Origin of the sequence: Streptomyces sp. NPDC017246 (genome assembly GCF_044331325.1) — a bacterium.
GTDB lineage: Bacteria > Actinomycetota > Actinomycetes > Streptomycetales > Streptomycetaceae > Streptomyces.
Genome location: NZ_JBIRMW010000022.1, coordinates 105,574 through 131,219, shown reverse-complemented (window position 1 = coordinate 131,219; position 25,646 = coordinate 105,574). Strand labels below are relative to the sequence as shown.

Below are 25,646 nucleotides of genomic sequence, written 5' to 3'. Positions count from 1 at the left end.
CCGCCGGTCATACGAATTCCGGGAATGGCCGGACCGGGGCGTACGTTCTTCTTCTCGGCACCCGTCAGCGAACGAAGAGGAGCGCCTCGCCATGCAGGGCACTGTGACGATGTACAGCACCACGTGGTGCGGCTACTGCCGTCGGCTGAAGAGCCAGATGGAACGCGAGGGCATCGCGTACACGGAGATCAACATCGAGCAGGACCCCGATTCGGCGGCGTTCGTCGAGAAGGCCAACGGCGGGAACCAGACCGTTCCGACCGTGCTCTTCCCGAACGGCTCGACCCTCACGAACCCGAGCCTCGCCCAGGTGAAGCAGGCCCTCGGCGTCTGAGCCCGTCCGCGGATCCCCGCACGGAACCCCCGACCGGTGACACGACCGGCCGGGGGTTCCGTGCGTGTGGGGACGCGTCCGGGGCGGCGAGGAGATCCCGAGGGGTTCGGGTGAAGATCGCGAAACGCCCCTGCGGAGACTGCGAGGAGCAGCGGCGCACCGGAGGTGACGGGGACCGGCCGACAGGTACGGTACGACCGGGATTTCGCCTGCGCGAACCCCACAAACACCCCCCCGACGTGAAGAGCGTCACACACCACCCTGTCTTTGTGCGGCTTCTGTCAGCACCCCTATGCTCTCGTCCCGACCGAGATTTGCGACTGCATATCCAGGTGGGATACCTCGTGCTCAACCAGACAGCCCCTGCCCCTCTCGCCGCGCCCGTGTCCTGGAGCCGCGTGCCGGGCACCAGGCCGGACGCCGCGGGCCGAGGCCGCGGACGTCTCCACGTCCTCGACGGCCTGCGTCTCGTCGCCGCCCTCATGGTGGTCGGCTACCACTACCTCGCCTTCGGGGAGGGCTGGCCCGCGCCGGTCGAGCGGCTCTTCCCCGGCACCTACTCCGTGGCCTCGTACGGCTACCTCGGCGTGGAGTTCTTCTTCCTCATCAGCGGCTTCGTCATCTGCATGAGCGGCTGGGGCAGGCCGGTGAAGGACTTCTTCGTCTCCCGTGTGGCGCGTCTCTACCCGGCGTACTGGTTCGCCGTCGTCGCCACGTCCGTCACCGTCGCGGTGATCCCCGGCGGGCGCGAGCACCTGCCCTGGAACGACATCCTCACCAATCTGACGATGCTCCAGGAACCACTGGGCGCCGACCCCGTCGACGCGGTCTACTGGACCCTCTTCGCCGAGCTCCGCTTCTACCTGCTCTTCACGGTGCTCGCCTGGTGGGGCCTGACCTACCGCCGGGTGCTGCTGTTCTGCTGCGCGTGGGGAGCGGCGAGTGCCCTGGTCGCCCCGGCCGCGCCCGGCCCCCTGCGGCTGCTGCTGATGCCCGAGTACAGCTGGTTCTTCATCGCGGGCATGGCCTTCTACCTGATGTACCGCTTCCGCCCGAACCTGATGCTCTTCGGCGTCGTCGGCGTCTGCTACTGCGCCTCGCTCGCGCCCTCCATCGACAAGTTCAAGGGGCTCACCTTCCTCGGCGACCGGCCGGCGTGGCCCGTGCTCGTCGTGCTCGCCGCCTTCTTCGGGGTGATGGCGCTCGTCGCGACCGGCAGGCTCTCCGGCATCCGGTGGCGGTGGCTGCCGGTGGCCGGGGCGCTGACCTATCCCCTGTACCTGCTGCACGAGGTCATCGGCTGGGAGCTCTTCGCGCGCTTCGGGGCGCGGGTCTCCCCCTGGGTGCTGCTCACCGCCGTGCTGCTCGGGATGCTCGTGCTGTCGTACCTGGTCCACCGTCTCGTCGAGCGGCCGCTCGGCCGGAGCCTCAGGCGTCACCTGCTCCGTCGGTGAGTACCGCGGAGGCGTCCCCGTCCGGCCGTGCGGGCGGGGACGTCCTCAGGTGCGGGGCCGGCTCAGATCACGTCGCCCGGCTTCGGCAGCGGCTTGCCGTACCACCGCTCGATCAGCCGGGAGGCGATCGAGATCCCGTACGGGGGCAACACCTCGCCGGACTCGAAGGCGGCGGCCAGGTCCTCGCGGGAGAACCAGCGGGCCTCCTGGATCTCCTCGCCGTCCACGGTGATCTCCGAGGAGGTCGCGCGGGCGAAGAAGCCCAGCATCAGGCTGGAGGGGAAGGGCCAGGGCTGGCTGGCGATGTACTCGACCTCGCCGACCGTGACCCCGGCCTCCTCGAAGACCTCGCGGACGACCGACTGCTCGATGGACTCGCCGGGCTCCACGAAGCCGGCCAGGGTCGAGAAGCGGCCCTCGGGCCAGTGGACCTGCCGGCCGAGGAGCGCCCGGTCCTGCTCGTCCGTGACCAGCATGATCACCGCGGGGTCGGTGCGCGGGTAGTGCTCGGCGCCGCAGGCCTGGCAGCGGCGGATGTGTCCGGCCGCGGCGATGACCGTGCGCTCGCCGCAACGCGAGCAGAAGCGGTGCAGACGCTGCCAGTTCTCCAGGGCCACGGCGTGCACCATGAGGCCCGCGTCCCGGGCGGAGAGCAGCAGCCCGGCCTCGCGGAGACCCGCGGGGCGGGCGGACTGGTCCATGCGGCCGGGCAGGGAGTCCTTCTGGAGCGCGAAGTAGGAGACCCCTTCGGCGTCCGTGCCCAGGAAGTAACGGTGGGTCTCGGTGACCGGGGCCTCGAACGCCGGGGTCATGACGAGTTCGGTGGTGCCGTCCGCCAGGTCGTCGATCAGCACCTGCCCCCCGGAGACCACGAAGACCCGGGTGGTGGGGTGGCTCCAGGCCGCCGCCAGCCAGGCCTCGTCGAGACGGTGGTGCGCGGCGCGGTCGATGCCGCTCGGAGCGGTGAGCGAGATCGGGCGGTCCGCTGACGCGTTCTTCAAGGTGCTCACAGGTGCTTCCAACTCCCCCGGATCGGTGTGTGGGTTCAGCGCTCGGCGACGAGGGCGGCGGGCAGGTCGCCCCACAGATGAGCGGTCGTCTCGACGCCCTTCATGAGGAGATCGAGTTCGATCTTCTCGTTGGGGGCGTGCCAGCCGTCGGACGGGACGGAGATGCCGAGGAACAGGACGGGCGCCTCCAGGACGTCCTGGAGGTCGGCGGCCGGTCCCGAGCCGCCCTCGCGGGTGTAGCGGACCTTGGCGCCGTCGAAGGCCCGGCTCATGGCCCCGGCGACCGCCTTGAGGGCGGGGTGGTCGAGCGGGGTGAGACAGGGGCGGGTCGGGGCGCCGAAGACGATCCCGTACCGGACGCCGGCGGGGACGAGGCCTTCGAGCCAGTCCCGTACGGCCAGTTCGATCTTGGCCGGGTCCTGGCCCGCGACCAGCCGGAAGGACAGCTTGAGCTGGGCGGAGGCGGGGACGATCGTCTTGCCGCCGGGGCCCTGGTAGCCGCCGCCGATGCCGTTGACCTCGGCGGTGGGCCGGGCCCAGACCCGCTCCAGGGTGGAGAAGCCGGCCTCGCCGAGGGTGCCGTGCGACTTCGCCGTACGCAGCCAGGCAGCCTCGTCGAAGGGCAGCTCGGCGACGAGGGCGCGCTCGGCGTCGGTGAGTTCGGTCACGCCCTCGTAGAAGCCGGGGATCGCCACGCGCTCGTGCTCGTCGTGGAGGGCGGCGACGATCCGGCCCGCGACAGTGGCCGGGTTCGGCACGGCGCCGCCGAAGGAGCCGGAGTGGATGTCCTGGTCGGGGCCGTACAGCTCGATCTCGCAGTCGGCGACCCCGCGCATGCCGGTGCACACGGTCGGGGTGGTCTCGGACCACATGCCGGTGTCGGAGACGATCACGGCGTCGGCGGCGAGCCGCTCGGCGTGGGTCTCGACGAGGGTGCGGAAGTGCGGGGAACCGGACTCCTCCTCGCCCTCGACGAGGAGCTTGAGGTTGACGGCGGGGGCGGTGCGGCCGGTGGCGGCGAGGTGGGCGCGGACACCGAGGGTGTGGAAGAACACCTGCCCCTTGTCGTCGGCCGCCCCGCGCGCGTACATCCGGCCGTCGACCACGGTCGGCTCGAAGGGGTCCGTGTGCCAGCCGTCCTCGCGGGCCGCGGGCTGCACGTCGTGGTGGCCGTAGACGAGGACCGTCGGGGCGTCCGGGTCGCCGGAGGGCCACTCGGCGAAGACGGCGGGTGCGCCGTCCGTCTCCCAGACCTCGACGGTGGTGAAGCCGGTCTCCGTGAGCTTGGCGGCGAGCCACTCGGCACTGCGCCGTACGTCCCCGGCCCGGTCCGGCTGCGCCGATACGGAGGGGATGCGCAGCCACTCGGCGAGGTCGCCGAGGAAGGCGGCACGGTGCTGCTCGATGTACGTACGTACGGCGTGGACGGCGCTGTCCGGGGTCTCGCTCATGCCCCGAGCCTATCCGGCGCCCGGGGGTGCCCTTCCCGGCAGGAGGGCCTTACCCGGCGTCCGGGGCGGAGCCCCCGAGCAGGAGGGCTTCCAGCTCGGCCCGGCCGGGCAGCCGGGCGGGGCGGGCGACCTCCCCGGTCCGTACGTAGACGAAGGCGGCGGCCACGTCCTCCGGCGCGAGGCCGTGCTGCTCGGCCCAGGCGAGCCGGTAGATCGCGAGCTGGAGCGGGTCGGCGGTGCGCAGCCGGCTGGTCTTCCAGTCGACGATCTCGTACGCGCCGGAGTCCGGGTCCCGGTAGACGGCGTCGATCCGGCCGCGGACGACCCGGCCGCCGAGCGAGAGGTGCACGGGGACCTCGACGCGGTACGGCGTGCGGTGGGCGTACGGGGTGCGGGCGAAGGCCTCCTTGAGCTCGTCGAGGTCCCGCTCGTCGAGGATCTCCGGCTCGCCCGCGAAGTCCTCGCCGCCGGGCAGGTCCTCCGGGCCGAGGAACGGCAGCGGCAGCTCCTCGAACCGGGACTCCACCCACGCGTGGAACCGGGTGCCGCGCCGGGCCGCCGGCTGCGGCGCCTTCGGCATGGGCCGGGCCAGCTCCTGGGCGAAGCCGTCGGGGTCGGCGGCGAGACGGAGCACCTGGGAGGCGGAGAGGTACGCGGGGAGCAGGACGTCGCGGGTGGTGGCGCGGGCCCGGCGGAGTTCGGTGGTGAGAGAGGTGAGGTCGCGGTCCCAGGAGGCGATGGCCCGCGCGTCCTCGGGGGTGAGGGCGGGGGCGTGACCGGGCTCGCGGGGGGCGGGGACCGCGTCCGCGTGGGTGTCCTCGGGGAGGGCTTCGTCGTCCCAGAGGGGTTCCTCGTCCCAGCCGGGTTCGTCCTCTTCGGGCCAGAGGTCCTCGGGGTGCGGCTCCCCGGGGTCGGGCGCCGTGCCGGTGGAGCGGTGCCCACCTTCCCCGGGACCGGGACCGGGACCGGGTCCGGGGGTGCCCCCGTCGCCCTGCGCACCGATGGCCCACAGCCGGCTGCGGACGAGCTCCGCCGCTTCCCGGCGGCGCTCGAACGACGCCGCGTCCAGCGGCAGGGGCCAGGCCTCGTCGCCGTCCGTCTCCGCGAGCGTCGGGTTCTTGGCGTCCGGTGCCGGTTCCTCCGCCCACGCCTCGATCTCGCCGTGGCCCGCCTCGCAGTGTCCGTACAGGGCCGTGAGGAAGTCCGAGGGGCCGCGGGGCTTCTTCTGGGACGGGCCCCACCAGTGGGCCGAGCCGAGGAGGAGGGAGCGGGGGCGGGTGAAGGCGACATAGCCGAGGCGGAGTTCCTCGGTGTGCTGGTGGTCCCGCATCTCGTTCTTGAAGGCCGTGAGCGCCTTGGCGTTCCAGGTGTCGATCACCGGCAGCGTGGCCGTGTCGCCGCGCAGGGCGTGCGGGAGCACCTGGGGCTGGGAGGTCCAGGACTCGCGGGCGCGGGCGCTGGGGAACTGCCCGGTGACCAGGCCTGGGACGGCGACGACGTCCCACTCCAGGCCCTTGGACTTATGGGCGGTGAGGACCTTCACGGTGTTCTCGCCGCCCGGGAGGGCGCTGTCGAGGCCCTTCTCGAACTGGACGGCCGTCCGCAGGAAGCCCAGGAAGGCGAGCAGGCTCGCCTCGCCGTCCAGGGAGGCGAAGCCGGCGGCGATGTCGAGGAAGTGGCCGAGGGTCTCGCGGCGGCGGGCGGCGAGCGCCTGCGGGGAGGCGGACAGCTCGACTTCCAGACCGGTCGCGGAGAGCACCCGGTGCAGGACGTCCATGAGGGGGTCGGCGAGCGAGCCGCGCAGGGCGCGCAGCTCGGCGGCGAGGCGCGCGAAGCGGACCCGGGCCTCCGCGGAGAAGGCCAGACCGTCGTCGGCGGCGCCACCGGAGTCGAGGAAGGTGTCGAGCGCGTCGGCGAGGGAGACGATCTCCGCCGGGTCGACGCCCTCGACGGCGGCGGCGAGCCGCTGCTCGGGGTCCGGTTCCGCGCCGCCCCGGTGGACCAGGAGGCGGGCCCGGCGGCCGAGGAGGGCGAGGTCGCGGGGGCCGATGCGCCAGCGGGGGCCGGTGAGGAGACGGACCAGGGCGGCGTTGGCCCCGGGGTCCTGGAGGACCTCGCAGACGGAGACCAGGTCGGCGATCTCGGGCAGGTGGAGGAGTCCGGAGAGGCCGACGACCTCGACGGGCACGTCACGGGCGACGAGGGCCGCGTGGATGGCGGGGAAGTCGGTGGCGGTACGGCACAGGACGGCGATCTCGCCGGGCTCGCGGCCGGTGCGGACGAGGTGGGCGAGGGAGTCGGCCAGCCAGTCGATCTCCTCGGCGTGGGTGGGGAGGAGCGCGATGCGGACGCTGCCGTCGGCCTCCGCGCCGGGCGCGGGCCGCAGCGCCTCCACGCCCGCGTGCATGGCGCGCAGGGGGGCGGCGAGGCCGTTGGCGAGGCCGAGGAGACGGCCGCCGCTGCGCCGGTTCTCGGAGAGCGAGTAGCGCGCGGCGGGGCTGCCGTCCGCGTGCGGGAAGTGCTCGGGGAAGTCGTCCAGGTTGGCGACGGAGGCGCCGCGCCAGCCGTAGATGGCCTGGCAGGGGTCGCCGACGGCGGTCACCGCGTGTCCGGTGGCCCGGCCTCCGGTGCTCTGGCCGAAGAGGCCGGAGAGCAGCAGCCGCTGGGCGACGGACGTGTCCTGGTACTCGTCGAGGAGGACGACGCGGAACTCCCCGCGCAGGATCTCGCCGACCTCGGGCCGGGTGGTGGCCAGCTCGGCGGAGCGGGCGATCTGGTCGCCGAAGTCGAGGAGGTCGCGGGAGCGCTTCGCGGCGCGGTAGCGGACGACGAGGCCGAGGAGTTCACGGCGGGCGGTGGCGGCCTCGGGGATCTTGCGCAGCTCGGCGTTGCTGAGTCTGGCCCCGCCGAGGGCGGTGAGCAGCTCGGAGTCGTACGCGCGGAGCGTCTCGGGCCGTACGAGGTGTTCGGCGAGCTCGGCGTCGAGGGCGAGGAGATCCGTGACGAGGGTCGGGAAGGAGCGGGTGAGCGCCGGGTACGGGCCGGGGGCCTCGCGCAGGACGCGCGCGGCGAGCTGGTAGCGGGTGGCGTCGGCGAGGAGCCGTGAGGTGGGTTCGAGGCCGATGCGGAGGCCGTGGTCGGTGAGGAGCTGGCCGGCGAACGCGTGGTACGTGGAGATGCGGGGCTCGCCCGGCGGGTCGTCCGGGTCGATGACGTCGGGGTCGGTGACTCCGGCGCGGACGAGGGCGGTGCGGACGCGCTCGGCGAGCTCACCGGCGGCCTTGTTGGTGAAGGTGAGACCGAGGACCTGCTCGGGGGCGACCTGGCCCGTGCCGACCAGCCAGACCACCCGGGCGGCCATCACCGTGGTCTTGCCGGAGCCGGCTCCGGCCACGACGACCTGCGGGGCGAGCGGCGCGGTGATGCAGGCCGTCTGCTCCGGGGTGAAGGGGATGCCGAGGAGCTCCTTGAGCTGCTCCGGGTCGGTGATGCGTGCGGTCACCCCAAAGAGGCTAACGCGGACCACCGACATTCCGGCCCGGTCCGGGTCGTACCGGCCTCGCCCGAGGCGTCCCTACGCGGGGGTGCCCGCGTCCAGCTTGGACAGGTCCACCGTCTCGTCGGCGGGCGGGACGACCACCTTGACGGGCTTGTCGTAGTCGGAGAGCACGAGGGTGCCGGGTTCCTCGCCGCCCGCCTTGACCAACTTCAGGATGTACGGCCTGCCCTCCTGGGAGACGGACACCGTGGTGGTCTCGCCGCCGGTCTTCCTCTTCACCAGGTTCGCGACGGGGGTGCCGTCGACCTCGGCGTCGGGGCCCCTGGTCAGGCCGCTGCGCTCGGCCTTGTCCTTGTCGAGGTCGGCGAGCAGCGACTTCAGGTCGCAGACGCCGCCGAGGTCGGAGGCGCCGGCCTGCCCCGGGGCGATCTTCAGCCAGCGGCCCTTGACCAGCTCGACCGTGGCGTCGATCTGCGGTTCGGGCACCCCCTGGGAGGCCATGGAGACACGCCAGAAGGCCTCGTCGCCCTTCATGTAGGTGATCCGGTCGATCCTGCGGAGTTCGGCGGTGCCGCCCTTGATCTTCATCAGGCCGGTGCACTCGTTCTTGTCGTTGACGGCGAAGTCGATGTCGAGGGGCTGTCCGTCGGTGACGACCCGGCCGGCCATGCGCAGCGAGCCGGCGGACCGGGTCGCGGTGACCGCCCGTTCGGCGATCTGGTCGGCGGTGAGACCGGAGAAGGGATCGGGCGACGGCGCCACGGCCCGCGGGACGGCGGCGGCCGGGGCATCGGCGGTCACCGCCCAGGCCGCGACCGGTGCCGGACCCGCCACGACGGCGACGGCGCAGACGACTGCCGCGGCGCGGAGCTTACGGTGGGACGCCATGCGAGCCTCCTCGCGGTCTCCCCGACCCCTGTCCACCAGGGTCGCCCCCCGCACGCGCGGCCGCTACTCCGCGTCCCCGGGCCGCCCGTCAGTCGACGACCTGGCGGCCTTCCGGCTGGGCGCTGCACGAGGCGCGGAAGGAACAGTTCGTGCAGTGCTGGCCGGTGGTCGGCGTGAAGCGCTCGTCGAGGACCCGGCCGGCGGCGTTGGCGAGCAGTTCGCCGACCCACTCCCCGGCGAGCGGCTGCTGCGCCTGGACCTTCGGGAGGGCGTCCCCGCCCTCCTTCTGCGGGGCGGGCTGCCGCAGCTGTACGAGCTCGGCGCCGCCCGGCTCGGGCCGCCGCCCGTCGAAGACCTCGTCGAGGGCGCCCTCCCTGACCGCGAGCTGGTAGACGGCGAGCTGCGGGTGCTGGGCGACCTCGTCCCGGGTGGGGGCCGACTTGCCGGTCTTGAAGTCGACGACGTACGCGCGGCCCTGTTCGTCGGTCTCGACGCGGTCCATGGAGCCGCGGATGCGGACCTCGTACTCCCCCGCCTCCAGGGTCACGTCGAAGCCGTGCTCCGATGCGGCCGGGGTGCGGCCGCCCCGGTCCATGACGTGCCAGCTCAGGAAGCGTTCGAGCGCCACGCGCGCGTGCTGCTTCTCCTGGGCGGACTTCCAGGGGGCGTCGAAGGCGAGGGCGTCCCACACGGAGTCGAGGCGGGCCATGAGGACGTCGAGGTCGGCGGGGGTACGGCCGGAGGCGACCTCGTCGGCGAGGACGTGGACGACGTTGCCGAAGCCCTGGGCGGCGGTGGCGGGGGCGGCGGCCTTGACCTCGCGGCCCAGGAACCACTGGAGGGAGCAGGTGCCGACCAGGTTCTCCAGGGAGCTCGGTGAGAGGGTGACCGGCCGGTCGCGCTCGCGCAGCGGCGCCGTGCTGTGCGTCGGCTCGAACAGGCCCCACCAGCGGTCCGGGTGCGCGGCCGGGACCAGCGGCTGGCCGTCCTCGTCGGTGAGCGCGGCGAGCTCGGCGAGGCGGTGGGCGGCCGCGTCGCGGAGCGCGGGCGAGGCGTCGGGGTCGACGGTGGTGGCGCGCAGCTCGGCGACCAGGGCGGAGACGGCGAGCGGGCGGCGGGGACGGCCGGGGACGTCCTTGGGCTCGACGCCGAGCTCGGCGAGGAACCGGGAGGGCTGGTCGCCGTCCTCGGCGGCGGCCTTCACGGCGGTGACGACGAGCCGGTCGCGGGCGCGGGTGGCGGCCACGTAGAAGAGCCGGCGTTCCTCGGCGAGGAGGGCGCCGGGGGTGAGCGGTTCGGCGAGGCCGTCACGGCCGATGCGGTCGGCCTCCAGGAGGGAGCCGCGACGGCGCAGGTCGGGCCAGAGGCCCTCCTGGACGCCGGCGACGACGACGAAGCCCCATTCGAGGCCCTTGGAACGGTGGGCGGTCATGAGGCGGACGGCGTCGGGGCGGGTGTGCCGACGGGTGAGGGTGTCGGCGGCGATGTCCTGCGCGTCGAGTTCTTCGAGGAAGTTGAGGACACCGCGGCCGCCGACGCGTTCCTCGGCGCGGGCGGCGGTCTCGAAGAGGGCGCAGACGGCGTCGAGGTCACGGTCGGCGTTGCGCCCCGCGGGGCCGCCGCGGAGGGCGGCGCGCTCCAGCCGGCCGGGCCAGGGGGTGCCGTTCCAGAGCACCCAGAGGGCCTCCTCGGCGGTGCCGCCGTCGGCGAGCAGCACCCGGGTGCGGCGGAGGAGGTCGCCGAGGCGCTGGGCCCCCCGCGCGTAGGCCGGGTCGTGGGCGACGAGCCGCTCGGGCTCGTCGAGGGCGCGGGCGAGCAGCACGTCGGAGGGGGGCGGGACCTTGTTCCCCGCCGCCCGCTCCTCGTCACGGAGGGCACGGCCGAGGCGGCGCAGGTCGGCGGGGTCGACGCCGGCGAGGGGCGAGGCGAGCAGTTCGAGCGCGGTCTCGACACCGAGCCGCCCACCGACGACTGCGGCGGAGCCGGGCTCGGGGGCGGGCTCAGGCTCGGGCTCGGGGCTGAGGTCGGGGTCGGGGCCGGGCTCGGGCTCGGGCTCGGCGGACGCGTCGGCCTCCGGCCCCACGGCGTCCCGGGACGGGCCCGCGGAGTGGGCGGTGTCCGGGGACGGGCCCGCGGAAAACGCCGCGCCCGCGGCCGGGCCCGAAGGCTGCGCGGCCTCCGCGTCCGGAGTCCCGGGCCGTGGCGTCGGTGCGGCTCCGTCGTCGGTCGGGGCCGGATGGTCCGCCCCGGCGGAACGCCCGCCCGCGACGGGGTCCGCCGTCGCCACCGCTCGCAGGGCGAGCAGGAGGGGCGCCACCGCCGGCTCGTGGCGCAGGGGGGTGTCCGCCGCGTCCGTCTCCACCGGGACTCCCGCCGAGGTGAGGGCGCGGCGAAGAGAGGGCAGGGAAGCGGCGGCGCGGGTGAGGACGGCCATGTCCTGCCAGGGGACGCCGTCCTCCAGGTGGGCGCGGCGCAGCAGGTCGGCGATGTTCTCGGCCTCCGCGGAGGCCGTGGGGTAGGTGTAGGCCTCGGCCCGGCCCCCCTCCCGCGTCGGCGTGAGCTCCCGGTGCGCGCGGACCTTGTCGGCGGGAAGCCGGGGCATCGGCATCCGACGGCCGAGCAGCCGGGTGGCGTCGAGCAGCTCGGCGCCCGAGCGTCGCGCGGTGCGCAGGACGCGGACGTCCGCGCCGCCGAAGGTCGCCGGGAAGTCGAGGATGCCGTTCACGTCGGCACCCCGGAAGGCGTAGATCGACTGGTCCGGGTCGCCGAAGGCGACGACGGTGCGGCGTCCGCCGCCCGCGAGCGCGTGGAGCAGCCGGACCTGGGCCGGGTCGGTGTCCTGGTACTCGTCGACGTACACGGCGTCGTACGAGGGCAGGCCGGCGTCCCCGGCGAGCAGGACGGCCCGGTGGACGAGTTCGGTGTAGTCGAGGACGCCCTGGAGGTCGAGGACGTCGAGGTACTCGGCGAGGAAGCCGGCCGCGGCCTTCCAGTCGGGGCGGCCGACCCGCTCCGCGAAGCGGGCGAGCGCGTCGGGCCCGAGGCCCAGCTCGCGGGAGCGCGCGAGGACGGCCCGTACCTCGTCGGCGAAGCCGCGGGTGGTGAGGCAGGCGCGGAGTTCGTCGGGCCAGCGGATGGATCCGAGGCCTTCCTTCTCCAGGTCGACGTGGCCGGCGAGCAGCTCTCGTACGGCGAGGTCCTGCTCGGGGCCGGAGAGCAGGCGCAGCGGTTCGGCGAAGAGTTCGGCGTCCTGATGGGCGCGGATCAGGGCGTAGCAGTACGAGTGGAAGGTGGTGGCCTGGGGCGGGCGGCGGCCGCCGAGCCGGGCGGCCATGCGGTCGCGGAGTTCGACGGCGGCCTTGCGGCTGAAGGTGAGGACGAGGAGGCGTTCGGGGTCGGTGCCCCGCTCCATCCGGGCGGCGACGGCCTCGACCAGGGTCGTCGTCTTGCCGGTGCCGGGTCCGGCGAGGACGAGAAGAGGTCCGCCGGCGTGGTCAACCACTTCCCGTTGGGATGCGTCCAGCTGAGGGGGATCCATCGGGGCCGGCGTGGTACGCACCAGTCGGTACGCGCCCGGGGTCCGCTGCCGTCCCGAACCCGGGTACGGCTGTCCCTGGTGCGGCGGCGTACGCCGGGTGGTCGAGGAGGTACTCACGTGGGTCGCCGGTCCTGGTGGGAGTGGTGGTGCGGGTGAGGCGGCTGTCCTCCGCGGCCGGCCGCGGAGCTCGTCGGCCCTTCGCCTCGGGAGACGCGAACGTCGACGTTACGCGAAACGGACCGTCGCCGAGCCGTACTCCGTACCCCGCTCCGTACCGTGGACGTCCCTCCCGGAGCCGCTCGCACCCAGCGCCGCCCGTGTGTCCTCGGCCGACGCGGGGATGTCCGCCGCCGGCGCCCTCAGGTGTGAGTTCCGTCCCAGCGCGCCCGTCGCATGTCGATCCTCGGGACGTGTCCCTCGGCCGCGGGGCCGGCCTCGCGCAGCGGGGTGGCCTCGTCGCGGTAGTGGCCGAGGGCTCTCAGCTCGTGCCCGGGGAGCAGCGTTCCGTCCGAGCGGACCACCCGCCACCAGGGCGCCGTTCCGCCGTAGAGTGCCATCACCCGCCCGACCTGGCGCGGCCCGCCCTCACCCAGCCATTCGGCGACGTCGCCGTAGGTCATCACCCTGCCCGGCGGGATCCCGTCGGCCACGTCGAGCACCCGCTCCGCGTACTCGGGCAGTTCTCCGGTCTCCCCCACGGGCTCCTCCATGCTCATCCGCACCATCCTGCCTCACCCCACCGACATGGCCCTGATGCCTCCGCGCGACGGCTCTTCATGCCACCATCGTGCGGGCGGTGACTGGTGATACGAGATCAAGAGCGACAAGTACAAGAAAAAGAACACGGACGACAACGCGAGCAAGAACGAGAACGACACGACGCGCATGCAGAGACGGACATGGTGATGGGCCAGGACACTCAGCCTCCGGAGGGGGGCCAGGCTGACGTGCCCGAGCGGGTCTCCGGCAACGAGCCCCTGCTGGCGGCCCGTGTCCACCGGCCCTCCGACCTGATGCGGCTGCTCGCCGGTCTGCTCGCCATCGGGCTCGTCATCGCCGTCGCCGCGTTCGCCCACGCGACGACCTCGGGTCTCGAGGAGGACATCAACAAGGGCGCCGTCGGCGCACCCGATGTCTTCGTCAAGATCACCGGCCTCGTCTCCTCCATCGCCGTCCTGCTCGTCCCCGTCGCCTTCGCCATCGAGCGCCTGATCAAACGGGACGGGCTGCGCATCGCGGACGGCGTCCTCGCCGCCGTCCTCGCGCACGGCGTCACCCTCGCCACCGACCTCTGGGTCGCCCAGGGCGCGCCCGGCACGATCCAGGACGCGCTGACCCAGCCGCAGTCCGGCGGCGGGCTCACCGACCCGGTGCACAACTACCTCGCCCCGGTGATCGCGTACATGACCGCGGTGGGGATGGCGCGAAGACCACGCTGGCGGGTGTCGCTCTGGGTGGTGCTGCTGCTCGACGCGTTCACCATGCTGGTGGCCGGCTACACCACCGCGCTCTCGATCATCCTGACCGTCCTGATCGGCTGGACCGTGGCGTACGGCACGCTGTACGCGGTCGGCTCCCCCAACGTCCGGCCCACCGGGCAGACCCTCCTCGCCGGCCTGCGCCGGGTCGGCTTCCGGCCGGTCACGGCGCTGCGCGCCGAGGGCGTTCCCGACTCCTCGGACACCGGCGACCGGGGCCGCCGGTACATCGTGACCCTGGAGGACGGGCCGCCGCTCGACGTCACCGTCGTCGACCGCGAGCAGCAGGCGCACGGCTTCTTCTACCGCGCCTGGCGGCGGATCACCCTGCGGACGATCACCACCCGCCGGTCGATCGTCTCGCTGCGGCAGGCCCTGGAGCAGGAGGCGCTCCTCGCGTACGCGGCGATCGCCGCCGGGGCGAACGCGCCGAAGCTGATCGCCACCTCCGAGCTCGGCCCGGACGCCGTGATGCTCGTGTACGAGCACATCGGCGGCCGGAGCCTCGACGCGCTCGACGACGACGACATCACCGACGAGCTGGTCCGCAGCGCCTGGCGGCAGGTGCGGGCGCTCCAGTCGCGCCGGATCGCGCACCGCCGCCTCACGGGCGACGCGATTCTGGTGGATCGTTCCGGCAGGGTCATCCTCACCGATCTGCGCGGCGGCGAGATCGCCGCCGGCGATCTGATCCTGCGGATGGACATCGCCCAGCTGCTCACCACCCTCGGTCTGCGGGTCGGTGCCGAGCGCACGGTCGCCGCGGCCGTCGAGGTGCTCGGCCCGGACGCCGTCGCCGACTGTCTGCCGCTGCTCCAGCCGATCGCGCTGAGCCGCTCCACGCGCGCGACGCTGCGGAAACTGGCCCGGGAACGGTCGGCACGCGAGCGGGAGGCCGTGCTCGCCGCCTCGGAGGCGGCCAAGCACGAGCGGGAGCTGGCCAAGGCCCAGGCCGCGGAGGCCGCCGCGGACCGGACGGCCGTACGGGCGGAGACCAAGGCCGAGAAGAAGGCGGACAAGAAGGCCGAGAAGCGGGCCCTGGACACGGCGCTCGACGAGGCCCGTGAGGAGGACCTGCTGGCCCAGATCCGGCAGCAGGTGCTGCTCATCCGCCCGCAGGCGCCGGCCGAGCCGGTCCGTCTCGAGCGGATCAAGCCGCGGACCCTGGTCAGTCTGATCGCGGGCGCGGTCGCCGCGTACTTCCTGCTGTCGCAGATCTCCCGGACGCCGCTGTCGACGATCAGCCAGGCGGACTGGCGATGGGTGGCGGCCGCGGTGCTGTTCTCCGCGGTCAGCTATGTGGCGGCGGCGATGAGCCTGCTCGGCTTCGTGCCCGAGCGGGTCGGGTTCTGGCGGACGGTGGTGGCGCAGGTCGCCGGCTCGTTCGTGAAGATCGTCGCCCCGGCGGCGGTCGGCGGTGTCGCCCTGAACACCCGCTTCCTCCAGCGCTCCGGGGTACGGCCGGGGCTCGCGGTGGCGAGCGTCGGCGCCTCCCAGCTCTTCGGGCTCGGGGCGCACATCCTGCTTCTGCTCTCCTTCGGCTATCTGACGGGAACGGAGAGGTCGCAGTCCTTCACCCCGTCGAGGACGGTCATCGCCGGTCTCCTCACGGTCGCGGTGCTCGTGCTCGTCGTGACGGCGATCCCGTTCATGCGGAAGTTCGTGTCGACGCGGCTGCGCTCGCTCTTCGCCGGTGTGGTGCCGCGCATGCTGGACGTGCTCCAGCGGCCGATGAAGCTGATCACCGGCATCGGCGGCATGCTGCTGCTCACCCTGACCTTCGTGCTCTGCCTGGACGCCTCGATCCGGGCCTTCAACCACAGCAGCGTGTCGATCAGCTACGCGAGCGTGGCGGTCGTCTTCCTCGCGGGCAACGCCCTGGGCTCGGCGGCGCCGACGCCGGGCGGTGTGGGAGCGGTCGAGACCGCGCTCACCCTGGGTCTGGTGGCGGTCGGCCTGCCCATCGAGGTCGCGACCCCGGCCGTGCTCCTCTACCGCCTGCTGACCCTGTGGATCCCGGTCCTCCCGGGCTGGATCTGCTTCAACTGGCTGACGAAACGCGAGGCGCTGTAGGCGGCGGAGTCCCGTACGGCGCGCCACCCGCATGGACCTCCGTCCCGCGCGGCGGCGGAGGCGGCGGCCCACCATGGGCCTATGCCGATCTCCGCCGCCCAGCGCGCCGCTCTGCTCACCGCCACCACCGTGCTGCTCGCCGCCGGGTGCTCGGACGGGGGAGACGACACGGCCGACGCGACGAAGCCGAGCAGTTCGGCCGGGCTCTCGGCGCTGACGTCGCAGAAGCTGTCCTGGGCGCCGTGCCCCGCGCCGTCCGCCGCGGAGGGCGGCGGGGCCGCGCCCTCGCCGCTGCCCGGCGGCGCCGCCTGGGAGTGCTCCTTCCTCCAGGCGCCGCTCGACTGGGCGGTACCGGAGGGCGAGACGATCGAGCTCGCGCTCATCCGGGCCCGCGCCCGTGACCAGGACCGGCGGATCGGGTCGCTCGTCTTCAACTTCGGCGGGCCCGGCGGCTCCGGCATCACCGGGCTGCCGGCCTTCGCCAACGAGTACGAGAGCCTCCGCGGCCGCTACGACCTGGTCTCCTTCGACCCGCGCGGGGTCGGCCGCAGCGACCCCGTCGAGTGCCTCACCGACAAGGAGCTCGACGCCTACTACGCGCTGGACTTCACGCCCGACGACGAGGCGGAGGAACGGACGCTGTCGGAGGCGCAGAAGCGGTACGCGACCGGCTGCGAGAAGGACGCGGGGCCGTCGCTGCCGCACGTCGGCACGGAGAACGCCGCCCGGGACATGGACCTGATGCGCCAGGTCCTCGGCGACGACAAGCTCCACTACTTCGGCATCTCGTACGGCACCGAGCTCGGCGGCGTCTACGCCCATCTGTTCCCGAAGAACGTCGGCCGGGCCGTCTTCGACGCCGTCGTCGATCCGGACGCGGGTGTCGAGGAGGGCGCGCTCGGCCAGGCGAAGGGCTTCCAGCTCGCCCTGGACAACTTCGCCCAGGACTGTGTGGACCGGGGTGACGAGTGCACCTTGCCCGGTTCGAGCGTCGCCGAGATCGAGTCGTTCATCACGGACCTCCTCGCCTCCCTCGACAAGGAGCCCATCCCGGGCATCGGGGAACGCAAGCTCACCCAGACGCAGGCCACCAACGGCATCGCGCAGGCCCTCTACTCGAAGGAGTACTGGACCTATCTGGAGCAGGGCCTCGACGACGCCGACGGGGGTGACGGCGCGCTGCTCCTCAGCCTCTCCGACTCGATGAACGGGCGCGGCCAGAACGGCACCTACAGCAACATCCAGGCCGCCAACGCCGCCATCAACTGCGTGGACTTCAAGGAGCGCTACACCCTCGGCCAGGCGAAGGAGCGGCTCGGCGAGTTCCGCGAGGCCTCCCCCGTCTTCGGGGACTTCATGGGCTGGGCTCTCTCCAGCTGCTCGCAGTGGCCGGTGCCCGGGACCTGGGAGAACCCCGACGTCTCGGCGCCCGGCTCGGCGCCGATCCTGGTCGTCGGCAACACCGGAGACCCGGCCACCCCGTACGAGGGCGCCCGGGCGATGGTGAAGGCGCTCGGCGAGGGCGTCGGCGTGGAGCTGACCTTCGAGGGCGAGGGACACGGCGCCTACAACAGCGGCAACGCGTGCGTGAAGAAGGCGGTCGACGCGTACCTCCTGGACGGCAAGGTCCCGGCCTCCGGCACGGTCTGCAAGTAGCGCGGTCCGCACGGAGCGCGCAGGGCGCCGCGGCGAGCGGACCCCGCCCCTTAGGATGAGCCGCCTTGTCGGGCTCCCGGGGGGAACACATGTCCATACGCACGCCCAAGTCCCTGCGCATACGTACGGCGGTGCTGGCCGTCACCGGGGTGCTCGTCGCCGGCTGTACGAGCGTGGGCGGCGGGGCCCCGGCCGCCCGCCCCACGACGACTCCGCCACCGGCCACCGACTCCGCACCGCCGGCGACCGCCACCGCCACTCCCCCGCTGCCGGCCTCGCTCACCGGTCAGCGGCCCGACTGGAAGCGCTGCGCGGCCCCGGGGGACGGCGGTCGGCGGCCCGGTGCGGAGTGGCGCTGCGCCACCGTCAAGGTGCCGCTCGACCACGCGAAGCCCGAGGGCGCGACGATCCCGGTCGCCCTGATCCGTAAGGAGGCCGCCCGCAAGGGCGACCGCATCGGCTCGCTGCTCTTCAACTTCGGCGGCCCTGGCGCCTCCGGCGTCGACATCCTGCCCCGGGCGGCGGCGGAGTACGAGAAGCTCGGCGAGCGCTACGACCTGGTGGGCTTCGACCCCCGCGGGGTGAGCCGCAGCTCCGGTGTGGTCTGCAGGACCGACGCCGAACAGGCCGCCGCGGAGGCCGCGGTCGACCTCACCCCGGACTCCGCGGCCGAGGAGGCCGCGTACCTCGCGGACAACGCCGCCTTCGCCGCCGGCTGCGCCCGCCGCTCCGCCACGGTCCTCCCGCACACCACGACCACCGCCACCGCCCGCGACCTGGACCTGATCCGGCGCGTCCTCGGGGACGACGAGCTCCACTACTTCGGCATGTCGTACGGGACACAGCTCGGCGGCACGTACGCGCACCTCTTCCCGAAGAACGTGGGCCGCCTCGTCCTCGACGCGGTCGTCGACCCGACCGCCGACTCCGTGGGGCACGCCCGCCACCAGACGATCGGCTTCCAGCGGGCGCTGGGCAACTACCTGAAGAGCACCGGCCAGGACCCCGAGGCCGGGACCGAGCGGATCGCGCGCCTGCTGCGGAAGCTCGACCGCGCACCGCTGACCGTCGGCGAGCGGCGGCTCACCGAGGGCCTGGCGCTCACGGGCATCGCGGTGACGCTGTACGGGCAGTCCAACTGGCCCCTCCTGACGACGGCCCTCGCGGACGCCGAGAAGGGGCGGGGCGGCGCCCTGCTCGAACTCGCCGACTTCTACAACGACCGTGACGCGGACGGCCACTACTCCACGCAGACGCACTCGCAGCGGGCGATCTCCTGCGCCGACTCCAGCGCCAGGCCGACCGCGGCGGAGGCGAAGGCGCTGGTCCCCGAATTCCGGCGGCTCTCCCCCGTGTTCGGCGCGTTCCTGGCCTGGGACACGGCCGGCTGGTGCGCCGAGTGGCCCGTGAAGGGCGAGCGGGCGACGCCGGAGGCCGCCGCTCCGGGCGCCGCCCCGGTCCTCGTCGTCGGTACGACGGGCGACCCGGCGACCCCGTACGAGGGCGCGGAGAAGATGGCGAAGGAACTCGGCACGGGTGTCGGCGTCCTCGTCACCAACGAGGGCGAGGGACACGGCGCGTACGGCACGTCGTCGTGCGCGACGGCGACGATCGACGCGTACCTCCTGGACGGCAAGGTCCCCGCGTACGGCAAGACCTGCTCCGGCGGGGCGGCGCGGAGCGGAGCGTGACCCGTGACGGGGCATGAGAAGGGGCCCGGATCTCGTGTCGAGATCCGGGCCCCTTCCGTGAGTCGCCTAGTAGACCGGCTTCTCGGGCTCGATCTGGTGGACCCAGCCGATCACGCCGCCGCCGACGTGCACGGCGTCCGCGAAGCCCGCGGACTTCAGCACCGCGAGGACCTCCGCACTGCGGACACCCGTCTTGCAGTGCAGGACGATGCGCTTGTCCTGCGGGAGGTCCTGGAGGGCGGTGCCCATCAGGAACTCGTTCTTGGGGATCAGACGCGCGCCCGGGATCGAGACGATCTCGTACTCGTTCGGCTCGCGGACGTCGATGATGTCGATGTTCTCGCCTTCGTCGATCCACTCCTTGAGCTGCTTGGGAGTGATCGTGGAGCCGAGCGCCGCCTCCTGGGCCTCCTCGGACACGACGCCGCAGAAGGCCTCGTAGTCGATGAGCTCGGTGACGGTCGGGTTCTCGCCGCAGACCGCGCAGTTCGGGTCCTTGCGGACCTTCACCTGGCGGTACTGCATCTCCAGGGCGTCGTAGATCATCAGGCGGCCGACCAGCGGGTCGCCCACGCCGGCCAGGACCTTGATGGCCTCGGTGACCTGGATGGAGCCGATGGACGCGCACAGCACGCCCAGGACGCCGCCCTCGGCGCAGGACGGGACCATGCCCGGCGGCGGGGGCTCCGGGTAGAGGCAGCGGTAGCAGGGACCGTACTCCGACCAGAAGACGGACGCCTGGCCGTCGAAGCGGTAGATCGAACCCCAGACGTACGGCTTGTTCAGCAGCACGCAGGCGTCGTTCACCAGGTAGCGCGTGGCGAAGTTGTCCGTGCCGTCGACGATCAGGTCGTACTGGCTGAAGATGTCCATCACGTTCTCGGCCTCGAGCCGCTCTTCGTGGAGGATCACGTTCACGTACGGGTTGATGCCGAGCACGCTGTCGCGCGCCGACACCGCCTTGGAGCGGCCGATGTCGGCCTGGCTGTGGATGATCTGGCGCTGGAGGTTCGACTCGTCGACCTCGTCGAACTCCACGATGCCGAGCGTGCCCACGCCGGCGGCGGCCAGGTACATCAGCGCCGGCGAGCCGAGGCCACCGGCGCCGACACACAGCACCTTGGCGTTCTTCAGCCGCTTCTGCCCGTCCATCCCGACGTCCGGGATGATCAGGTGGCGGGAGTACCTGCGGACCTCGTCTACGGTGAGCTCGGCAGCCGGCTCGACCAGGGGTGGCAGCGACACGGGGACTCCGGTTGTCGGTATGTCAGTACGGTTGTTCTCCCCGTAACACTGCCACGCTCCTTCTCATTCCGAGACACCCGGTCCGATCCGCGAGACGATTTCGTCCCAGTAGCCGGGCAGCGAGCGAAATGGCGCGCTTTGTTCCGCGGCCCCCGTCCGGTCGGTGAAGAAGATCGTCCCGGCCCCCTGCCAGCGGGCGATCCGCAGGGCCTCCTCCAGGTGGGTGCGCGGAACCCCGTGCACGAGATGGACGAACTTCGCCTCCGTGTACTCGGCCGTCCACTCGGCCACCTGCGACCAGCGGTAGTCCGCCCAGGGGCCGGAGAAGGTCACCAGCTGGTCGGCGGTCTCGGCGTACCCCGGATGGGGATGGGTGCCGTGGCCGAGGACCAGATGGGCCTCACCGCCGAGGACCGCCTCCAGGGTGGCGGTGACCCGCCGCACCCCGGCCAGGTCCGCCCGGTCCGAGGGGCAGCGGTCCAGGTAGTAGCCGTCGACCTTGTACCAGTCGACGAACCGGTGGGCGTCCGAGACGAGCTCCCCGAACGGCCGGGAGCCGTACGCCGCGTCCAGGTGCCCGAGGACCCGGACCCCGGCGTTACGGAGCCTCCCCGCCGCCTCCAGACAGTGCGGGTCGGGGCGGCTGCCCGGCCCCTCCGCCACATTGAGCACCGCCCAGTGCAGCGGGGTCCCGGGGCGGCTCAGCTCGCCCCACTCGACGGGGGCGAGCAGCGGGTGGGCGTAACCGGGCACGCCCACCCCGAGCGCCTGGACCGCCCCCGTCGCGGTCAGATGCGACACGCCGCCTCCATCCAGATGTCGGCGAGGGACTCCTCCAGGTTGATCCGGGGCCGCCAGCCGAGCCGGTCGCGGGCGGTGCGGACGTCGGCCTGCTGCCAGGGGCCGCAGCCGTCGGGGTACGGATACGGGGCGGCGGCCAGCTGGTCGGCGATGGTCCCCTCGGTGCGGGGGGCGCCGATCATCGGGCGCTGCGGCATGCCGTGCGGGGCGTCCAGCTCGTGCAGGTTCCCCGAGTAGCCGGCGACCCTGGCCAGGACGGCGGCGGCGTCCCTGAGCCGGACCGCGCGGCCGGTGCCGATGTTGACGACGCCCTGGGCGGCGGAGAGCGAGGCCGCGTGCACGGCCCGCGCCACGTCCCGGACGTCGACGAAGTCCCGCTGCACGCCGAGGCCGCTGAGCTTGAGCTCGCCGTCCCCGGCCTGCATGGCCCGGCGCATCGCCTCGGCGAGCCGGCCGAGCGGCGAGCCGGCCGGCGTGCCGGGGCCCACGGGCGAGAACACCCGCAGCACCACGGCGTCCAGCCCCGAACCCAGGACGAGTTCGGTCGCCGCCAGCTTCGACACCCCGTACGGGCCGCCGGGGCGGGGTACGGCGTCTTCGGCGGTCGAGGAGCCGGGCTGGCTCGGCCCGTACTCCGAGGCGCAGCCGACCTGGACGAGCCGGGCGCCGCAGCCGCTGCGCCGCAGGGCCTCGCAGACCGTGGCGACGGCGACGGTGTTGTGCCGGGTCAGGTCGCGGGCACCGCCGCGGGTGGCGCCCGCGCAGTTCACGACGACCCCGGGGTGGACGGCGTCGAGGAAACGGGTCAGCGCGCCCGGGCTTCCGGAGGCGAGGTCGAAACGCACGTCGGCGTCGTCGCCCCGGCCGAGCGCGGTGAGGTGGACGGCCGGGTCGGCGAGCAGCCGGTCGGCGACGAAACGTCCGATGAAGCCGTTGGCTCCGAGCAGCAGCACCCTCATCGTGCGCCCCCTTCGTGCCGACCGGCCGGGGCTGGGGGTTGCGGGGTCATGATCTTCGGTCTCCTTGCGGGTGATGAGAGAGGTGACGGGGCACGCCCGCGGCGTCGGCTCCGCGGGTGCGGGGTATCTCGGCGGGAGGCTCGGCGCGGTGCTGGTCGCGGTGGTCGCCGGACCTTCCGTGGACTGTTCATCCGGTGGCGTGGGCCGAGGCCCGGGAGAGGGAGGCGGTCGCGTGGGCCAGCAGGCCGAGCGCGGCGGCGCCGCAGACGAGGGTGGGTACGGCCCCGGGGCCCCAGGCGTCGACGACGGCCCGCACGGGGGCCGCGAGCGCGTCGAAGCCGGGGACGGGGACCCGGGCGGCGAGGACGCTCGCGAGGGCGAGCGCCTCGGCGGCGGCGGCTGCGGCGAGGGCGGCGGCGGCCGTCTCGGGGAAGCCGTGGACGGTGAGGAGCCGGGCGAGCAGCAGGAGCGCGCCGAGGGCCAGGGCCCCGGAGCTGAACCCGGTGAGCAGGAGCAGGGCGGTGAGGGCGAGGAGTTGAAGGGCCACGGTGCCGAGGAGCAGCGGCCGGGTGGCGGCGGCGAAGTCGGCGAGTCCCCGGCTGTCGGCGATCCGGCGGCGCGCCCGGTGCGCGAAGAGCCGGGCGCACCAGGCGGTGGGGGCGACGGCGAGGGCGAGGCCGAGGAGCGGGCCGGGGGCCAGGTCCCAGGCGCCGTCGGGGCCGCCGCTGAGCACCTGGGTCAGGAGTCCGTCGCCGCAGACCGCGTACGCCAGGAGCCAGAGGGTCCAGAGGCGGGCGGCGGGCACGGTGCCGCCGTCGGGGGCGCGGAAGGGGCCGCGCCGGACGGCGAGGAGGAGCGCGCCGGTGAGCAGGAGGGTTCCGGCCGCGCCGACGGCGATCCGCAGGGGCCCGTCGGTGACGGCGAGTCCGATGCCGGTGAGCGCGGCGGCGGCGCCGGGGGCGAGGACGGCGAGCACCCACGCGTCGGTACGGAGTGCGGCCGGGACCGGGGGCGCGGCGGGCCCGCTTCCCCGGGGCACGCGCGCGTACAGCTCCTCGGCCAGCGAGAAGACGTCCCGGTGCCGGAAGCGTGCGGCGGTGCGGTCGGTGAACCCCTGGGCTTCGAGCCCGGCGGCGATCTCCAGCGGGTCGACGGCCCGTTCGCAGAGCTCCCGGTGCCGGTGCATGAGCACCTTCACGGGGTCGGCGTTCCCCCGCCGGAGACGGGCGGCGGGGACCGGGGCGGGCGCCGCCGCGGCGGGCGTGCCCGCCGGGCCGGGGGCCATCGGGCCGGTGGCCATCGGGCCGGCCGTTTCCACCGCGCCGGACGCGCCAGCCTCTCCCGTCGCTCCCGTCGCTCCTGTCGCACCGGACGTTTCCGCCGGGCCCGACGTCTCGGCCGGGCCGGGCCGCGTGGCGGTGCGCGGTGTGTCGTCCTCCGTCGGGGCCGCGGGCGGCCTCCGGTCGGTGTCCGGGCGGGTCGGCGTCGTCGGGTCGCCCTCCCGCAGGGGCGTCACGGCGGCCTCCCCCGGGGCCGGGGCTATCCCGGACGGCGGTGCGTCGACGAGGTCCTCGGGGGTGCGCGGGTCGGGGGTGTCCGCGGCGCGGGGGGTCGGTGCGGGGGCACCGAGGAGGGCCTCGGAGCGGGCGTCCCAGGCTCCGGGGCTCGTCGGGGCGGTGGAGCCGCGCATGGGGGTGTCTCCTTCAGGCATCGGGGGCTCCCGTCCCGGCGGTCACGGCCTTCTGCGCCCAGCTGCCCGGGACGTGCGCCTCGGCGGGGTGGGCGAAGGGCACGCCGTCCCCGGAGCGGTGGCGTACCGGCGCGTGGGAGAGGAGCTCCAGGTAGATACCGCGGAACGCGGCGAGGTTCTGTTCGACGGTGAAGAGTTCGAGCGCGCGGGCGCGGGCGGCGGCGCCCAGCCGGTGGCGGCGCTCGGGGTCGCGGAGCAGCGCGAGGCAGGCGTCGGCGAGCGCCCGGGGGTTGCGCGGCGGGACGACGAGGCCGGTGCCGCCGATGATCTCGACGACCGCGCCGACGTCGGTGGAGACGGTGGCGCGTGCGCAGAACATCGCCTCGACGAGGCTGGCGGGGAAGCCCTCGACGACGCTGGACAGGACGACGACCGCGCCGGAGGCGTAGGTGTCCTCCAGGGTGGGTGCCTCGGGTCCGCCGAGCTCCTCGAAGCCGACCGGGTTCTCGCCGACGGCGTGCGCGCCGGGGGCCTCGTCGGGGAAGAGCTGGGCGGCGAGTCCTCTGCAGTGGGCGAGGTACGCGTCGGCGCCCGGATCCCGTACGGGCACGGCGACGATCCTCAGCCGGGCGTCGGGCCGGCGGGCCCGGACCTCGGCGAAGGCGTGCAGCAGGCCGACGAGGTCCTTGGCGGGTTCGACGCGGCCGACCCAGACCAGGGTGGCGGGGTCGCCGCTCTCCTCGTCCTCGCCGACCTCGGCGAAGCGGTCGGCCGCCATGCCGGGGTGGACGGTGCGGATGCGGGCCCGGTCGGCGCCGCACTTCTCCTGCCAGCGGCGGGTGTGGGCGTTTCCGGGGGTGAGGAGGGCGGCCTGCCGGTAGACCTCGGCGGCGAGCCGGCCGTGGAGGGCGGCGAGGAGGGTGCGCAGCGGCAGGGAGCGGTCGGCGTCGGGGGCGAGGTAGTGGGAGCGGAGCTGCACGCCGTACTCGGTGACGAGCAGCGGGGTTCCGAAGAAGCGTTTGGCCAGCAGGCCGGGGAGGGCGGTGGTGCCTCCGGCGGCGGCGTGGCAGAGGTCGGCCGCGCCGAGTGCCTCCTCCGTGTACCAGTCGAGGGAGAGGGGGCGCAGCGCGCGCTCCAGGTGCTCCACGAAGGAGAGGTGGTCGGGGAGTCCGGCGGCGGCCGCGCCCCGGCGTGCGCCGGGCGCGCGGCAGGCGGATTCGAGGGTGCGGACGGCGTCGTCGGAGCGGAGGGCGCCGGGCAGTCCACCCCGCTCGCGGGCGAGTTCGGCGAGCGCGTAGAGGCCGGCGGCGAAGGCGCTGTCGGATCCGGCCGCGGTGCCTCCCTCGGCACCGAGCCCCGACCCGGCGCCTTCCTCGGCGCAGAGCCCCAGGGCCAGCTGGTGGAAGGCCTCGGTGAAGCGGCGTCGCTCGCGCCGGCCGTAGGCGCGGCGGGCGGCGCGGTGGCCGCCGAAGGCGGTCCGCTCCAGCAGGTTTCCGGCGGCCTGGTGCGCGTCGGGGCGTCCCGGGTCGGCGGTGCGCGCGACGTGGGCGTTCGGGGGGAGGGGTCGCGGGGTGCCGGTCCCGCCGAGGGCGTACAGGTCGAACTGGTGCTGCCCGAGTCCGCGTACGAGTCGCTCGCACCAGAGTCCGGACTCACCGGCGGCATGCGGGTAGCCACCCTCCGTGAGCAGTCCGATCCGCACGAGCGCACCCCCGATCTCCCTTGACGGCGGTCACCGTTGGTCCGGCGACTCGCAGCGGGAAGAAACGTAAGCGGATACACCGGTGGGGGGGGGGGGGGGGGGGGGGGGGGGGGGGGGGGGGGGGGGGGGGGGGGGTGGGGTCGCGAGCCCCCGGGCGGCGCCGCGCCGCCGGGCGGG

Annotated in this window: 16 protein-coding genes; 5 read left to right on the top strand and 11 right to left on the bottom strand. The window is 74.0% G+C overall.

Annotated features, from left to right (window positions below; all coding sequences use genetic code 11):
- The first annotated feature begins 91 nt into the window (after positions 1–91).
- Both ACH4MY_RS35330 and ACH4MY_RS35325 read left to right on the top strand, forming a co-directional pair.
- The gene (locus ACH4MY_RS35330; protein WP_398008531.1) at positions 92–334 is read left to right on the top strand and encodes a mycoredoxin; all 243 of its coding nucleotides are present in this window, start codon (positions 92–94) and stop codon (positions 332–334) included.
- A 344-nt stretch (positions 335–678) separates the two neighbouring features.
- Positions 679–1,788: an acyltransferase family protein gene (locus ACH4MY_RS35325; RefSeq protein WP_398008529.1), complete on the top strand. Its 1,110-nt coding sequence runs from the start codon at positions 679–681 to the stop codon at positions 1,786–1,788.
- Positions 1,789–1,850: 62 nt separating this feature from the next.
- Here ACH4MY_RS35325 and nudC read toward each other — a convergent pair whose 3' ends face one another.
- The 6 genes from nudC to ACH4MY_RS35295 all read right to left on the bottom strand — a co-directional run bounded on the left by nudC (position 1,851) and on the right by ACH4MY_RS35295 (position 12,899).
- The gene (gene nudC, locus ACH4MY_RS35320; RefSeq protein ID WP_398008528.1) at positions 1,851–2,798 is read right to left on the bottom strand and encodes an NAD(+) diphosphatase; all 948 of its coding nucleotides are present in this window, start codon (positions 2,796–2,798) and stop codon (positions 1,851–1,853) included.
- Positions 2,799–2,833: 35 nt separating this feature from the next.
- Entirely contained in the window at positions 2,834–4,249 is a 1,416-nt protein-coding gene (locus ACH4MY_RS35315; protein ID WP_398008526.1) for a dipeptidase, read from the bottom strand.
- Positions 4,250–4,298: 49 nt separating this feature from the next.
- On the bottom strand, positions 4,299–7,751 hold the full coding sequence (locus ACH4MY_RS35310) for a UvrD-helicase domain-containing protein (protein WP_398008524.1): 3,453 nt from the start codon (positions 7,749–7,751) through the stop codon (positions 4,299–4,301).
- A 72-nt stretch (positions 7,752–7,823) separates the two neighbouring features.
- Positions 7,824–8,636 (bottom strand): hypothetical protein, encoded by an 813-nt coding sequence (locus tag ACH4MY_RS35305; protein WP_398008522.1) that lies wholly within the window; start codon positions 8,634–8,636, stop codon positions 7,824–7,826.
- An 88-nt stretch (positions 8,637–8,724) separates the two neighbouring features.
- On the bottom strand, positions 8,725–12,291 hold the full coding sequence (locus tag ACH4MY_RS35300; protein WP_398008520.1) for a UvrD-helicase domain-containing protein: 3,567 nt from the start codon (positions 12,289–12,291) through the stop codon (positions 8,725–8,727).
- A gap of 242 nt (positions 12,292–12,533) precedes the next feature.
- Positions 12,534–12,899: an MGMT family protein gene (locus ACH4MY_RS35295; protein WP_398008518.1), complete on the bottom strand. Its 366-nt coding sequence runs from the start codon at positions 12,897–12,899 to the stop codon at positions 12,534–12,536.
- 180 nt (positions 12,900–13,079) lie between these two features.
- Here ACH4MY_RS35295 and ACH4MY_RS35290 point away from each other — a divergent pair, with 180 nt between their 5' ends.
- From ACH4MY_RS35290 to ACH4MY_RS35280, 3 genes are all read left to right on the top strand, one after another.
- The gene (locus tag ACH4MY_RS35290; protein WP_398008516.1) at positions 13,080–15,725 is read left to right on the top strand and encodes a flippase-like domain-containing protein; all 2,646 of its coding nucleotides are present in this window, start codon (positions 13,080–13,082) and stop codon (positions 15,723–15,725) included.
- A gap of 81 nt (positions 15,726–15,806) precedes the next feature.
- Positions 15,807–17,381, top strand: coding sequence for an alpha/beta hydrolase (locus tag ACH4MY_RS35285; protein WP_398008515.1), 1,575 nt, complete (start codon positions 15,807–15,809; stop codon positions 17,379–17,381).
- 89 nt (positions 17,382–17,470) lie between these two features.
- The gene (locus ACH4MY_RS35280) at positions 17,471–19,072 is read left to right on the top strand and encodes an alpha/beta hydrolase (RefSeq protein ID WP_398008513.1); all 1,602 of its coding nucleotides are present in this window, start codon (positions 17,471–17,473) and stop codon (positions 19,070–19,072) included.
- A gap of 66 nt (positions 19,073–19,138) precedes the next feature.
- Here the strand turns inward: ACH4MY_RS35280 and moeZ are convergent, their stop codons facing one another.
- The 5 genes from moeZ to ACH4MY_RS35255 all read right to left on the bottom strand — a co-directional run bounded on the left by moeZ (position 19,139) and on the right by ACH4MY_RS35255 (position 25,469).
- The gene (moeZ, locus tag ACH4MY_RS35275; protein ID WP_398008511.1) at positions 19,139–20,317 is read right to left on the bottom strand and encodes an adenylyltransferase/sulfurtransferase MoeZ; all 1,179 of its coding nucleotides are present in this window, start codon (positions 20,315–20,317) and stop codon (positions 19,139–19,141) included.
- Positions 20,318–20,380: 63 nt separating this feature from the next.
- A complete protein-coding gene (locus ACH4MY_RS35270) occupies positions 20,381–21,118 on the bottom strand; it encodes a spherulation-specific family 4 protein (protein ID WP_398008510.1) in 738 nt (245 codons plus the stop codon).
- The gene (locus ACH4MY_RS35265; RefSeq protein ID WP_030320749.1) at positions 21,106–22,077 is read right to left on the bottom strand and encodes an NAD(P)-dependent oxidoreductase; all 972 of its coding nucleotides are present in this window, start codon (positions 22,075–22,077) and stop codon (positions 21,106–21,108) included. Before ACH4MY_RS35265 ends, ACH4MY_RS35270 begins: the two co-directional genes overlap by 13 nt.
- A gap of 187 nt (positions 22,078–22,264) precedes the next feature.
- Complete coding sequence (locus ACH4MY_RS35260) at positions 22,265–23,767, bottom strand: hypothetical protein (RefSeq protein ID WP_398008508.1); 1,503 nt, start codon at positions 23,765–23,767, stop codon at positions 22,265–22,267.
- A 13-nt stretch (positions 23,768–23,780) separates the two neighbouring features.
- Complete coding sequence (locus ACH4MY_RS35255) at positions 23,781–25,469, bottom strand: glycosyltransferase (protein WP_398008506.1); 1,689 nt, start codon at positions 25,467–25,469, stop codon at positions 23,781–23,783.
- Between the last annotated feature and the right edge of the window lie 177 nt (positions 25,470–25,646).

What these genes read in the sequence shown, in the direction of transcription:
- ACH4MY_RS35315 (WP_398008526.1), bottom strand. Translation starts at nt 4,249, where the DNA reads ATGAGCGAGACCCCGGACAGCGCCGTCCACGCCGTACGTACGTACATC.
- ACH4MY_RS35265 (WP_030320749.1), bottom strand. Translation starts at nt 22,077, where the DNA reads ATGAGGGTGCTGCTGCTCGGAGCCAACGGCTTCATCGGACGTTTCGTC.
- ACH4MY_RS35305 (WP_398008522.1), bottom strand. Translation starts at nt 8,636, where the DNA reads ATGGCGTCCCACCGTAAGCTCCGCGCCGCGGCAGTCGTCTGCGCCGTC.
- ACH4MY_RS35260 (WP_398008508.1), bottom strand. Translation starts at nt 23,767, where the DNA reads ATGCGCGGCTCCACCGCCCCGACGAGCCCCGGAGCCTGGGACGCCCGC.
- ACH4MY_RS35285 (WP_398008515.1), top strand. Translation starts at nt 15,807, where the DNA reads ATGCCGATCTCCGCCGCCCAGCGCGCCGCTCTGCTCACCGCCACCACC.
- ACH4MY_RS35295 (WP_398008518.1), bottom strand. Translation starts at nt 12,899, where the DNA reads ATGGTGCGGATGAGCATGGAGGAGCCCGTGGGGGAGACCGGAGAACTG.
- ACH4MY_RS35280 (WP_398008513.1), top strand. Translation starts at nt 17,471, where the DNA reads ATGTCCATACGCACGCCCAAGTCCCTGCGCATACGTACGGCGGTGCTG.
- ACH4MY_RS35290 (WP_398008516.1), top strand. Translation starts at nt 13,080, where the DNA reads ATGGGCCAGGACACTCAGCCTCCGGAGGGGGGCCAGGCTGACGTGCCC.
- ACH4MY_RS35330 (WP_398008531.1), top strand. Translation starts at nt 92, where the DNA reads ATGCAGGGCACTGTGACGATGTACAGCACCACGTGGTGCGGCTACTGC.